Source organism: Steroidobacter sp. (assembly GCF_036402275.1).
GTDB lineage: Bacteria > Pseudomonadota > Gammaproteobacteria > Steroidobacterales > Steroidobacteraceae > Steroidobacter.
The window spans coordinates 106,999-120,447 of sequence record NZ_DASWTF010000052.1; the positions used below are offsets into that span (position 1 = coordinate 106,999).

Consider the following 13,449-nt stretch of genomic DNA (forward strand, 5'->3'; position numbering starts at 1 on the left):
TTGTTTGTCCTCTATTCGATGAAAGGATCCACGATGGAACGTCGGCCGCACATGAAGGCGTCGGCGACCAGACGGAATGCGGCGAGATCGACGTCCATGCGACGCTCGCGAACCAGCGGTGCAAAGCGCGCGTACAGATTGGCGTACTCGCGATCCGGAGCCTGGACGGTCGGCTTGCCGTCGACGAACATTTCCGAGCCGCCCTTGGCGAGCCGCAGATGACCGTCGTCGGTTTCGATGTCGATGTCCCAGCTCTGCGGGCCGGTCTGGCGGAAATCGAACTCCGCGTTCACCGGCAAGCCGCGCGCGCCTTGCAGGCTCAGCTGCGCGGCAATCGGCGTTTCACAATTGGAAGGGAAGAACAGCTCCGCGTCCTTGAGCACCAGAGGTTGCGGCAGGATGCGCGTGATAATGGAAAGCGCGTTGATGCCGGGATCGAACACACCCAGCCCGCCGGCCTTCCAGATCCAGGCTTGCCCTGGATGCCACACGCGCACATCTTCTTTCCAGGTGACCTGCACCTTGCGAATCTTGCGTCCGACGAGCCAGTCGCGCGCCGGTTCGACCGCCGCGGCTTCGCGCGAGTGCCAGGTTGCAAACAAAGCGAGCTGACGTTGCTGCGCGAGGTCCACCAGTGCCGCGACTTCATTCAATGTCGCGCCCGGCGGTTTTTCGAGCATCACGTGCCGGTTTTGTTCCAACGCGTATCGGGCGATGTCATAACGAACCTGAGGCGTCGTGCACAGCGAAACCGCTTCGACGCCCGGCTGCTCACGCAGCAGGGTTTCGAGGTTGGGATAGCTGGGCACGCCATCGAGTTTGTTGTTGGGGCTGGCGACAGCCACCAGCTGATAGTTTGGATTCGCCGCCAGCGACGGCAGGTGCTGATCTCGCGCGATCTTGCCCAAGCCGACGATGGCCAGTTTGATCGGGCTCATGAGTTACAGCGCCTTGACACCGACGGTGGGCGATTCGCTGCGCTTCAGCGGATTGCGCAATGGCAAGCTGAACGGCGGCGCTTCGATCTCGAACACATCGCCTTCGCGAGTTTGAATACCTTCGGAGAAGGACAACGTGGCCGTGCCGTAGAAATGCACGTGCACGTCGCCGGGCCGACGGAACAATCCATATTTGAAATGATGATGTTCGAGGTTGGCGATGGTGTGCGACATGTTGGATTCGCCGGTGAGGAACGGCTTTTCCCACAGCGTCTTGCCATCGCGAATGACGCGGCTCATGCCTCGCACGTCGGCCGGCAGATCGCCGACCAGCAACTCCGCGCCCAGCGCTGCGTGACGCAGCTTCGAATGCGCGAGCCACAGATAATTGCCACGCTCGGTGATGTGATCCGAGAACTCGTTGGCCAGACAGAAACCGAGACGCCGCGGATTGCCCGCGGCGTCGATGAGATAAATGCCGGCGATCTCCGGCTCCTCGCTACCGTCGAGGGCGAAGTCAGGCGAGGGCAGAGCCTCGCCGGTGCCGACCACTGAAGAGCCGTCGCCCTTGTAGAACCATTCGGGCTGCACGCCGACCTGACCCGCGGCGGGTTTGCCGCCTTCCAGGCCCATGTTGAACATGCGCATGGAGTCAGTGAGCGTGCCGCCGGCCGCGGCCTTGTGCATCTTGTCCCGGCCTTCGGCCGAGCCAAGATGCGTGAGGCCGGTGCCCGTCAGATACAGGTGTGCCGGATCCGAATGATCGATCGGAGCGAGCAGGCGCTTCGACGCCTGCAGTTCCTGCAGATCGAGACGTTCGTCGGCAATGTTTGCTGCGACAGTGGCGGCGAGCGTGGCGCCGCTCTTCAGTGCGGCCTGCGCCAGCGCGTACGTGCTGGAGAAGCCTTTCACCTTACGGGCGACACCATCGTCACCGACAGCCGCAACGGTGCGCTGCCCGTCAGCAGCGCGCACCTGTATCAAACGCAAACTCATCTTTAAGCTCCGGTCTTGTAGACGCCGTCGAGTCGATGCGGCAAGGAAGATTGATTGCCTCGCCGTAACACATGCGGCAGCAGCGCGTCAGGAATGTCCTGGTAGCACACCGGACGCAGGAAACGTTCGATGGCGAGCGTGCCCACCGACGTGGTGCGGCCATCCGAAGTCGAGGGATACGGACCGCCGTGGACCATGGCATGACACACCTCGACGCCGGTCGGCCAGCCGTTCGCGAGAATGCGTCCGACCTTGCGCTCCAGCGTGGGAATGATGCTCAGGGCCAACGCGTAGTCTTCTTCGGTGACATGCAGCGTCGCGGTGAGCTGACCTTCGATCTTTTCCAGCACGTCGATCATCTCCGCCTCGTTGGCGCAGCGAACGATGACGGAAGAGGCGCCGAACACTTCTTCCATGACTTCCGGAGCGGCCTGCAGCGCGCTGGCCGTAATGGAGAACAGAGCGCCACGGCCGCAGTTCTTGCCTTGGGTGTCAGCACCCCGCGCAATCGTCTTCACCGACTTGTTGGCAGCGAGACGGTCCACGCCTTTTTGATAAGCATCGTAAATGCCCGCAGTCAGCATGACTTGCGGCGGCGAGCCACCGAGCGCGGCGCTGGCGGAGGCGATGAACGTATCCACGTGCGGGCCTTCGAGCGCGAACACCAGGCCGGGGTTGGTGCAGAACTGTCCTGCGCCCATGGTGAGCGACGCGACGAATTCCTTGCCGAGCGCTTCGGCGCGAGCGGCCAGCGCACCGGGCATCAACAGCACCGGATTGATGCTGCTCATTTCGGCGTACACCGGAATCGGCTCGGGCCGGGACTGAGCGATCTTCATCAGCGCCGTACCACCGCCGCGCGAGCCAGTGAAGCCAACGGCTTTGACGCGCGGATCGGCCACCAACGCCGAGCCGAGCTCACGGCCGTTGCCGTTCAACAGCGAGAACACACCCGGATGCAGACCGCACTGAGCGACCGCTTCGGTGATGGCGAATGCGACCAACTCGCTCGTGCCCGGATGCGCCGAGTGACCTTTGACGATGACGGGGCAGCCGGCCGCGAGCGCGGAGGCAGTGTCTCCACCGGCGACCGAGAACGCGAGCGGGAAGTTGCTGGCGCCGAACACGACGACGGGGCCGAGCGGAATCTTGCGTTGACGCAGATCCGCGCGCGGCATCGGCTTGCGATCAGGCATCGCGGGGTCGATGCGCACGCCTTGCCAGCCGCCCTTGCGCAGCTCATCGGCGAACAGTCGCAGTTGGCCGACGGTGCGGCCGCGCTCGTTGGTGAGGCGTGCGATCGGCAGGCCGGACTCCGCATGGCCGCGCTCGAGCAATTCGTCGCCCAGCGCCATGATGCGATCGGCGATAGTCTCGAGGAATTTGGCGCGCGTTTCGCTGTCCAGAGCGCGGTACTGGTCGAAAGCCTCACTGGCCAGTTGGCAGGCGCGCTCTACTTCGGCCGCGCCGGCGGAGCTGAACTCCGGCTCCAGGTAAGCGGCCGAGGTGGGGTTGTATGCGCGAAAGCTTTGGGGGGTCGCGACGCGTTCGCGACCGATGAATAGCTGACCGGTCAGGGGCATGGGAGATTCTCCGCGTAAACTTTGTGCCGTTGATATACTCAGACAATATCCCAGTTCCGCCGTGGCGGGCAATCACCGCAGCTCGCTGGGACCGTCGAGAGTTTAAGGTAGCGTTACCATTGAAGCTTCCCCGGTTGCGGCCTTGCAGTCGCGGGCGGGGAAAAATGACCATGGTTGCCGTTGCGGGCGTGGCAGGGGGTCACGTCGCGACGGCATTAACTCACTCGCGCCAACACTGAACAAGGCCGCTCAACAAAAGCTGGGGGTGCATCGGTGCAAAATTCATATCTGACAGGCTTCGACTGGGTCGTCATCGGGCTGTATTTCGTCGTCATCGGCGTAGTGGCGTGGTGGTATGGCCGACATCAGCGCGACAGCGTGGACTACTTCCTCGCTGGCCGTAACGCCGGGTTCATTACCATCGGGGCGTCCATCTTCACTTCCAATATAGGCTCCGAGCACATCGTCGGGCTGGCCGGGCAGGGCGCCTCTACCGGCATGGCCATGGCGCATTGGGAGCTGCACGCCTGGGTGCTGATCCTGCTCGCCGGTTTTTTCGTGCCGTTCTATTACAAGTCGGGCGTGCAGACGATTCCGGAATTTCTGGAGCGCCGCTTCAACGCGCGGGCGCGCACCATTCTTTCGGTCGTCTCACTGGTTGCGTATGTGTTCACCAAGGTGAGCGTCACGGTGTTCGCCGGCGCGATCGTGTTCCAGGCGTTGTTGCCCGACACGTTCGGCTCGCGCGACAACGCCTTCTGGGTGGGCGCGTTCACGACGGTGATTCTCACGGGCATTTACACCGTGTTCGGCGGCATGCGCGCCATCATGGCGACGGCGACGCCGCAGGCCGTGATCATTTTGTTCGGCTCGTTCGTCATCACCTGGGTGGGATTGACCAAGCTGGGTGACGGCAACGGCGTCGGCGCGGGCTGGAGCGAGCTGATCGCGACCGCCAGCAGCAACGCCACGAATTTCGCCTTGTGGCGGCCGCTAAGCGATCCCAATTTTCCCTGGCTGGGCGTGATCATCGCCTCGCCCATCATCGGCATCTGGTACTGGTGTACCGATCAATACATCGTGCAGCGTGCGCTGTCGGCGAAAGATCTGCCGTCGGCGCGTCGTGGCGCGCTGTTCGGCGGTCTTTTGAAGGTATGGCCGGTGTTGATCTTCCTGATCCCCGGCATGATCGGCTGGGCTCTGCATCAGAAGGGTCTGCTCGCGCTGCCGATGAAGGTCGTCGACGGCGTGTCCGTCATCGATGGCGACACGGTGTTTCCGACGCTCGTGACGGCGTTGCTGCCGTCGGGCGTGCGCGGGCTGATCGTCGCCTGCTTGCTCGCGGCGCTGATGAGCTCGCTGGCATCGCTGTTCAACTCCAGCGCCTCGCTGTTTACCGTCGATATCTATGAAAAGTTGCGGCCCGGACAATCGGAGCAGCATCTGTTGACGGTCGGCCGTATCGCCACCACCGTGGTGGTGGGTCTCGGCCTGCTGTGGATTCCGGTGATGAAGGTCATCTCCGGCGGCGGGCTGTATCAATACCTGCAAAGCGTGCAGGGTTATCTGGCGCCGCCTATCACCGCCGTGTTCCTGCTCGGATTGTTCTGGAAGCGGCTCAATGGCCGGGGTGCAGTGTGGGCATTGGCGGGCGGTTTCGTGCTGGGCATGTTCAAACTGACTTGCCAGGCGTTTTTTGGCGCGAACAAGATCGCGGACCCGGCGTGGCTCGCCGCCATCGGGGATTTCAACTTCCTGTACGCCACCGGCATCCTGTTCGTGCTCAGCGCCATCCTGATGATCGTCGGCTCGCTGACCAGCCCGCCGCCGCCAGCGGCCCAGATCGAAGGCCTGACTTACTCGTCCATCCGCGCCCTGCACGGCGAAGAAATCAGCCGCAGCTGGGACACCGGCAACAAGGTGCTGGCCATCGTCATCGTCACGCTGGTGGTCGGGTTGTACGTCTACTTCAGCTTCTGGCTGAGTTAGCGGTCTTGGTCTTGGGCTTGCGCGAGTTGGTGGTGTCCATTTGCGCAAGCTCGACCAGGTTCAACATGGCGGCGTGCGCGGCCTTGGGGTCGGAGGCTTTGACCGCTTCGAACACCTTCTGGTGGTCGGGGATCGGGTCTCGGCGCAGTGGGTTCTGACGTTGTTTGTAAATCGTGGTCCACGACACCGCGGCGCCGACGCCGCTGGTCAATGACACGATGAAAGCGTTGCCGCTCGCGCGCAGCATGGCCGAGTGAAACTCCTGGTCGGCGAGGCGACCCGCCTCGCTGGCCAGGGTATGCGTGGCCATGCCTTCGAGCGCCTTTTCCATGGCATCGAGCTCTTCGTCGGACCGGCGCATCGCCGCCAGCGCCGCCGCCTCGGGCTCGACGATCTTGCGCAACTCGAACAGGTTGGACAGCAGCGTGTCGTCCGGCTCGAACTCGAAGATCCACGACAGCACATCCGGATCGAGCATGTGCCAGCGGGCCTGCGGGCTCACTCGCGTGCCCACTTTGGGCCGCGATTCCACCAGGCCTTTGGCGGCGAGGATGCGCACCGCCTCGCGATAGGCCGTGCGCGACACCTGCAAGCGATCGCTCGCGTCGATTTCCCCATTGAGGATGTCGCCCGGCTTGTAGCGCCCCGAGACGATCAGCACCCCCAAATCGCGCGCGATGGTTCCATGCAGGCGCAGCGACTTCCGTCGCGCCTTGGCATTGGCCTTCGCGGCCATGGACTTCTTGTTCGACATCGATGATTCCCTCGAAACGCTGGTCACGGACAGACCCGTCGCCCGGCGTTCACGCCAGTAGTTTACGCACGCCGCCCGCGGATGCGCAGGGGCCGTGCGGATTTGCGTTCCGATTGCCGCGCCGGCTCGCCCCTGCCCAAAATGCCTCCAAGCCATTTGCCTGACAAATCGAAAGTCGGTTACCATGAAATTGTCTGAGTTATATCGCTCGAATTAAGAGCGAATAGCGGAGGTAGGGGGATGAAAACCAGCGGCCGCGCGCATGCCTGGGATTGAGTTGAGTTATGTGACATTGCTGGTGTACCCGCTGTTTGCCGGGTTCTGGCTCAGTTTGCACAAGGCCGATCTGTTCGGCGGTCGGCGCTTCGTGGGCCTCGAGAATTTTTCTCGTCTGTTCGACGACCAGGTGTTTCTCGGCGCGGGGCGTTGAACCGTCAGACGCGTACGGCGGCGATTCTGCGCGGCGTGTTCTTTTCCTCGTCGGTGCTCTCCGTCACCATCGTGACGCTGTTGTGGAAAGTGGTGTTCGCGCCCGACGGCGGCTTCCTCGCGAATCTGCTCGAAGCTTTCGGACGTGCGCCGATCCGTTCCTCAGCAATGCCGATCTCGCACTGCCGGCCATTGCGATCACGACCATCTGGTGGTGCATCGGGTTGCCGATGATGTTGTTTCTGGCGGCGTTACAACAGGTGCCGCCTCCGACGCGCCTGGATCTGGCGTGGGGATCTACCGAAACCAACGAGTTCGGCACCAACGAATTCATCACCTGGTGCCGCACGGCGAATGTCAAACCGATGTTTGCTGTGAATCTTGGCACGCGCGGCCCCGATGAAGCGCGTCATCTGCTCGAGTACTGCAATTATCCCGGTGGCACCTATTACTCGGATCTGCGCCGCGAGCACGGTTATGAGAAACCTCACGGGATCAAATTCTGGTGCCTGGGCAACGAGATGGACGGGCCCTGGCAGATCTGTCGCAAGACCGCGGAGGAGTACGGCCGCGTTGCGCAGGAGACCGCCAAGGTCATGCGCTGGGCCGATAGCGATCTGCAACTTGCCGCATGCGGTTCTTCACAGCGCGCCATGCCTACCTATGGCGCCTGGGAATACGAAGTTCTCGATCATTGCTTCAACGAGGTCGACTACATCTCGTTGCACGCGTACTTCCGCAACGACAAGGACGACATCAAGGAATTCTTCACCGTCATCGAGGATCTCGATTATTTCATCAAGGAAGTCGCCGCCATCGGCGACGCGGTGGCCGCGAAGCGCCGGTCGCCGAAGCGCATCATGCTGTCGCTGGACGAGTGGAACGTCTGGTACAAGGCACACAGCCCAGCCGACCTGCGCAAGCCGGGCTGGCCGAAGGCGCCGCCGCTGATCGAAGAAATCTACAACTTCGAAGATGCGCTCATCGTGGGCGGCGCGTTGAACTGCGCGGACTGGGCGACGGGCGCAAGGTTTCGCTGGCCAGCGAGCTGCATCATGCGGATCTCAAAGCAATCAACAGCAAGAGCGCGCCGAATGCAGTGTCGCCAAGGGAGCGCACGGATGTTTCCATCGCCAAGGGAGTGGTCAGCGCGCGCCTGAAGCCGTTGTCCTGGAACGTCATCGTCACGATGCCGGCGTAAGGAGGACTGCAGCCCAAAGGCGAGCTGTACGGTGGCTGGGAGTCGCAAGGCATCGCCGGCCACACGCTCGGTCACTATCTGACCGCCGCTGGCGGGCGGAATTATCGACCTTCGGCCCGGGTTGCGGTATTACTGGCCGCGCCATGTGGCTGATCCGCACGAAACTCGAACCACCCGCGCCAACGGATCGGCTCATACCCAGGCACCGCCTGCGCAAGCGGCTGCCCGCGTTGCTCAAGTCGCGGCTTACGCTGGTGCACGCTCCTGCGGGATTCGGCAAGACCAGCCTGCTAGCCGAATGGGCGCGCTGCTTGCGGAGTCAGAACGTTCGCGTTGCGTGGCTGTCGGTCGACGAGGACGACGCCGAGCCACTGCAATTCTTTGCCTACCTCACAGCAGCGCTGGAGGCGAGCGGCATCGAAGTCGGGCATCTCGGTCCCGCCGCCGCGCGCGGATTTCCAGATGTACCGGTGACTTCCATCGTGGCGGCATTGACCGGGGCGATCGAGCGCTCGACAGCCCGCACTGTCGTGATCATCGATGACTATCATCGCCTGTTCAGTCAGCGCCCGCGCCGCGATGCCGTGGGTGGAGCGCTGGCCAAGCTGATCGACACGCTGGCTGCGCGCATCAGCTTTGTCATTGCAGGTCGCGTGCGGCCATCGCTGCCAAAGTTGCAATCGGGCGGCGCCGAGGCGCGACTCGAAATCAGTGCCGACGAGCTGCGCTTCACGGCTGAAGAAACGCGTCGGCTGCTCAACCCTGGCGTGGCATCGCTGAGCGATGAGGAATTGAGTCGCCTGGCGACGGGCGCCGACGGCTGGGCCATCGCGCTCGCGACCGTGCGTCAATGGTTGGGCGCTGGCTGGCGCACGGAGCAAGTGCTGGCCGCGCTCGCCAATCCCGGCGCTGACCTGCGCGGCTATCTCACCGAACAGATCCTTCGCAGCCTCGAGCCGGATCAGCACGAATTCCTGCGACGCACGTGCGTGGTCGATCGCTTTTCGCAAGCTCTCGCTGCGGCCTTGTGCCCCGATCGGAATGTCGATGACATCATTGCTTCGCTCGAGCGCAAGGATCTGCTCGTCAGTCACTGGGACGCCGGTGAGCGTTGGCTTCGTTATCACCGCCTGCTCAGCGACACGGCGCTCGCGGAGCTGCGTACTCATGCCCCCGATGAGGAGATATCGCTCCATCGAGCCGCCGCCGAATGGTTCTTCGACGCCGGCTTGCACGCCGAAGCCGTGCGTCACGCGCTCGCCACCAGCGACGAGGATCTGCTGGCCGGGCTGTTCGAGCGCGCGGGAGGCTGGCGGTTGATCGTTGCTGGCAACATCGGCCTCGCGCGCAACGCGCTCACACGCATTCCGGTCAGCGTTCTCAGAAAGTTTCCGCGCTCTCATCTGGCCTGGATATTGATGCTGAGCAAGCAGGGCAAGATCGCCGAGGCGCGCCGCGAGGTGTCACGCATCGATCTGCGCCTGGTCACGGACCCTCTGATCGAGTACGACGCCGCCGTCATCGAAGCCTGCGTGGCCTGCTACGAAGACGCTCCGGTTACGCACCGTGAGTGCGTGGCGTTGGCGGCGCAGGCAGCGCGATTGCCGCACGATGAGCATGTGCTACGCGCGACGTATGGAAATATCTTGTGCTCCATGTATATCGAAGCCGGGGACTTAGTGGCCGCGCTCGCGGTGGGCGACGATGCGACTCGCCACTATCGCGCCCAGGACTCCATCTTCGGCGAAGTGTTCGTGTATGTTCACCAGGGCTGCGCATTGGTGGAAAGCGGCCGGCTGCGAGATGCCGAAGCGTTGTTGCGACAGGCCTGGCATCTTGCCCGTGACACCACGGGGCCAAACACGGAAACCGAAGCTGTTGCCGCTTGCATGCTGGGGGTGACGTTATACGAGCTGGGCGACGTCGATGCATCCGAGGCGCTGCTGTTGCCAGCCTTGGCAGCCATGGAGCAAGGCGAGAGCTGGTACGAGTTGTTGGCTCGCAGTTATGCCACGGCAGCGGCCATCGCGCGCAGGCGTGGCGGACTCGATCCGGCTCTCGATGTCATTCGCCGCGCCAGGCAGACGGCGGCAGCACGAGACATCTCGCGATTGGAAGAACTTGCCGATGTGCTGGAGTTGAACGAGCGCGTAGCAGCGGGCGAGCTTGACACGACTACAGTCATGCAGCTGGAGGCAGCAACACGCGCCCGGCTCGCAGTAGAGCAATCGCCTCGCATCCGATTCCGTCGTGAGCTGGCGCTCGCCAGGCTCGAACTGCAAAGACGCCAGGCCAGCGCAGCGCTCGCATTGCTCGGCAAGCTGGTGGACGCCACTCACTCCACCGGTCATTGGCGAGTACACATCGAAGCACTGGCCTTGCGAGCACTCGCATTACATGCGCTCGGGGAACATTGGAACGCGCGGCGGGAGTTCGACGCAGCCATCAGCCGGGCGATGTTCGAAGGCCACCGGCAGCTGTTTCGCGACCTGGGCCCGGCGCTGCTGCCGTTGGCGCAAGCTCAGACAATTTCCGACGCCGAGGCGCGTTTGCCGCGCGTACGCGATCAGTTCATCAACTCCATCGTGATGGACTGGCAGAGTGGCGCCGAACCAGATGCGGCCGCACTGAGCGAGCGTGAGCAGGCGGTGCTGAGATTGCTGGCTCAGGGCCTGACCAACAAAGCCATCGCGCGGGCGCTGCAAGTCTCGGACAACACCATCAAGTTTCATCTGAAAAACATCTTCACCAAGCTCGGAGTCACTTCACGCGCCGAAGCGGTGCGTGCGTTGCACTCATAGCAGCGGCCCTACCCGCCGTCGCGACCGCCGCCTACCCGACGCTGCCATTGTCAGCGCCCGGCCCGGATCTCTTAATGACCGGGCAATGAAAACACCTCTCTTGCGTATCGGCGTCGATGTGGGCGGCACCAACACGGATGCGGTCGTCATGCTGGGTCGCGAAGTGCGCGCCGCCTTTAAATCGCCAACGACTGCGGACGTGGGCTCGGGCATCCGCAACGCGCTGACCGAAGTATTGCGGCAGGCGGAAGCCAAAGGCGCCCAGATCGGCGCGGTGATGATAGGCACCACGCATTTCACTAACGCATTCGTCCAGGCACGCGCACTGGCCAGGGTAGGCGTCATCCGGCTTGCCGCGCCGGCAACCACCAGTCTGCCGCCGTTCGCCGATTGGCCGGATAGATTGCGCGATGTCGTCGCGGGACCCGCGCATGTCGTCCGCGGCGGCTATAACTATGACGGCAGCCAGATCGCCGAACCGGTGCGCGCGGAAATCCTGGCCGCGGCGGAGGCGATTCGTGACGCTGGAGTGCGGGCCGTTGCCATTTCTTCGGTGTTTGCTCCGGTCAACGCAGCGCAGGAGCAATTTGCTCGCGACATCGTCTCGAAGGTCATTCCAGAAGCCGCGATCACGCTGTCGCATGAGCTCGGACGCATCGGTCTGATCGAGCGCGAGAACGCGGCCATCATGAACGCCTCGCTGTCGGCGATGGCAGGCGATGTCGTGCGCTCCTTCAGCGATGCCCTCGCCGCGCTCGATATCCGTTGTCCGCTGTATGTGAGTCAGAACGATGGCACGTTGATGCCGCCGCAGGTCGCGGCGCGCTATCCCGTTCTCACGTTTGCTTCCGGCCCGACGAACAGCATTCGCGGCGGAGGATTTCTCACCGGCCTGACCGACTGCATCGTAGCGGACATCGGCGGCACGACGACCGATGTTGGCGTGCTCTCTGGCGGCTTGCCGCGCGAAAGCTCCATAGCAGTCGACGTTGGCGGTGTTCGCACCAACTTCCGCATGCCCGACGTGCTTTCCATCGGGCTCGGCGGCGGCAGCCGTGTGCGGCAAGCGGCCGGGTCGGTGACCGTCGGTCACGATTCGGTCGGCTTCAAACTGCGCAGCGAAGGACTGGTTTTCGGGGGATCGACGCTGACCGCCACCGACATCGCGGTCGCGGCGGGCATGGCGAAGGTGGGCGATGCCGATGCCGTGAAGCATCTCGAGCGCGGCCTCGTCGCTCAGTCCCTGCGGTGCATCGCCGCCATGATCGAAGACGCCATCGATCGAATGAAAACTTCCTCGAGCGCGGTTCCCGTCGTGCTCGTCGGCGGCGGCAGCATCCTTGCGCCCACGACTTTGCGAGGCGCGGCGCAAGTGATCATTCCAAAGCAGGCCGGCGTGGCGAATGCCATCGGCGCCGCCATCGCTCAGGTGAGCGGTGAGGTCGATCAGGTTTATTCCTATGAACAGTTGAGTCGGGAAGTTGCACTGGAGCGAGCGCGCGCCGACGCAACCAACGAGGCAGTCGCCGCGGGCGCCGACAGCGCCACCGTGCAGATCGCCGATGTCGAGGAACTGCCATTGCAGTACCTGCCGGGAGGCGCGGTGCGCGTTCGAGTGAAAGCCGTCGGCGAGCTCGCCGGCTTGGGAGTTTGATAGATGCGCATCGAGCTGTCCGATACCCACGATTTCGCTCGCGGCGCGGCCTTTCTCGGCACCGGCGGTGGTGGCGATCCTTACATCGGGCGTTTGCTGCTGGAGCAAGCGCTCCAGAAATCGGCGCCGCCGAGCGTGCTGCCGGTCGAGGCGCTCGATGACGATGCGCTGGTGATTCCCATCGCGGGCATGGGGGCACCTACCGTCATCGTCGAAAAGATTCTCGGCTTCGCCGAAGGCGAGCGGGTTCTACGCGCCCTCGAAAATCGGCTCGGCCGCAAAGCCACGGCCATCATGAGCGCTGAGATCGGCGGCTTGAACGCGCTTTATCCAGTTGCCATGGCCGCGCATCTCGGATTGCCGGTGGTCGATGCCGACGGCATGGGGCGCGCCTTTCCCGAGCTGCAGATGGTGAGCTTCAACATTTTCGGACAGCGCAGCGCGCCGATGGCGATGACGGACGAGAACGGCGATGTCGTGCTGATCGAGTCCGACGACAACCTGCGCGTGGAAAGGTTGGCGCGACCCGTGGTCGTGCCCATGGGCGGGCTCTGCATGATGGCGCTATATCCGATGAGTGGGCGAGCCGTGAAGGAATGCGCCATTCGCGACACGCTCAGTCTCGCACTTGGTATCGGCCGCGCGATAGGGCAGGCGCGCAAGAAACAACGCGAGCCGTTCGAGAGCCTGTTTGCTCACCTGCGCACGACCGACTACTACCGCCACTGCCGGATGCTGTTCGACGGCAAGATCGTCGATCTCGAGCGGGAAACGCTGCGGGGTTGGGCGATCGGTCACGCCATCATCGAGGACTTCACCGGCCAGCACCGCTTCGAAGTCACGTTCCGCAATGAATATCTGCGTGCCCGCGCCGGCGGGCGCACGGTCGCCATCGTTCCGGACCTGATCGCCATTCTGGATCGGGAGACGGCCGAGCCCATCACCACCGAGAACCTGAAATACGGTCAGCGCGTCAAAGTGGTGGGTGCGAGCGTGCCGCCGATCATGCGCAGCGCTCGCGCGCTGGAAGTCTGGGGACCACGCGCATTCGGGTTCGATGAGCCCTTCGTGCCCATCGAAGCGGCGCCGTGACGTCAGCAACAA

At 63.4% G+C, this 13,449-nt stretch carries 8 protein-coding genes and 1 pseudogene; 5 read left to right on the forward strand and 4 right to left on the reverse strand.

Annotation, left to right across the window (positions count from 1 at the left end):
- Positions 1-11: 11 nt before the first annotated feature.
- The 3 genes from VGD45_RS30915 to VGD45_RS30925 are packed head-to-tail and all read right to left on the reverse strand — an operon-like array spanning position 12 to position 3,517.
- Positions 12-938, reverse strand: coding sequence for a Gfo/Idh/MocA family oxidoreductase (locus VGD45_RS30915; protein ID WP_331159270.1), 927 nt, complete (start codon positions 936-938; stop codon positions 12-14).
- Positions 939-941: 3 nt separating this feature from the next.
- Complete coding sequence (gene araD1 / locus VGD45_RS30920; protein ID WP_331159271.1) at positions 942-1,934, reverse strand: AraD1 family protein; 993 nt, start codon at positions 1,932-1,934, stop codon at positions 942-944.
- Positions 1,935-1,936: 2 nt separating this feature from the next.
- On the reverse strand, positions 1,937-3,517 hold the full coding sequence (locus tag VGD45_RS30925; RefSeq protein WP_331159272.1) for an aldehyde dehydrogenase (NADP(+)): 1,581 nt from the start codon (positions 3,515-3,517) through the stop codon (positions 1,937-1,939).
- Positions 3,518-3,790: 273 nt separating this feature from the next.
- Between VGD45_RS30925 and VGD45_RS30930 the strand changes: the two genes are divergently transcribed.
- Entirely contained in the window at positions 3,791-5,506 is a 1,716-nt protein-coding gene (locus VGD45_RS30930; RefSeq protein WP_331159273.1) for a sodium:solute symporter, read from the forward strand.
- Here VGD45_RS30930 and VGD45_RS30935 read toward each other — a convergent pair.
- Entirely contained in the window at positions 5,487-6,260 is a 774-nt protein-coding gene (locus tag VGD45_RS30935; RefSeq protein ID WP_331159274.1) for a FadR/GntR family transcriptional regulator, read from the reverse strand. The genes VGD45_RS30930 and VGD45_RS30935 overlap by 20 nt on opposite strands.
- A 262-nt stretch (positions 6,261-6,522) precedes the next feature.
- Here VGD45_RS30935 and VGD45_RS34465 point away from each other — a divergent pair.
- The 4 genes and pseudogenes from VGD45_RS34465 to VGD45_RS30965 all read left to right on the forward strand — a co-directional run.
- A pseudogene (locus tag VGD45_RS34465) lies at positions 6,523-6,955 on the forward strand (carbohydrate ABC transporter permease); the annotation flags it as partial.
- 1,189 nt (positions 6,956-8,144) lie between these two features.
- Complete coding sequence (locus VGD45_RS30955) at positions 8,145-10,691, forward strand: helix-turn-helix transcriptional regulator (RefSeq protein ID WP_331159278.1); 2,547 nt, start codon at positions 8,145-8,147, stop codon at positions 10,689-10,691.
- Positions 10,692-10,791: 100 nt separating this feature from the next.
- Entirely contained in the window at positions 10,792-12,345 is a 1,554-nt protein-coding gene (locus VGD45_RS30960) for a hydantoinase/oxoprolinase family protein (protein WP_349263400.1), read from the forward strand.
- 3 nt (positions 12,346-12,348) lie between these two features.
- Complete coding sequence (locus VGD45_RS30965) at positions 12,349-13,437, forward strand: DUF917 domain-containing protein (protein ID WP_331159280.1); 1,089 nt, start codon at positions 12,349-12,351, stop codon at positions 13,435-13,437.
- Positions 13,438-13,449 lie beyond the last annotated feature (12 nt).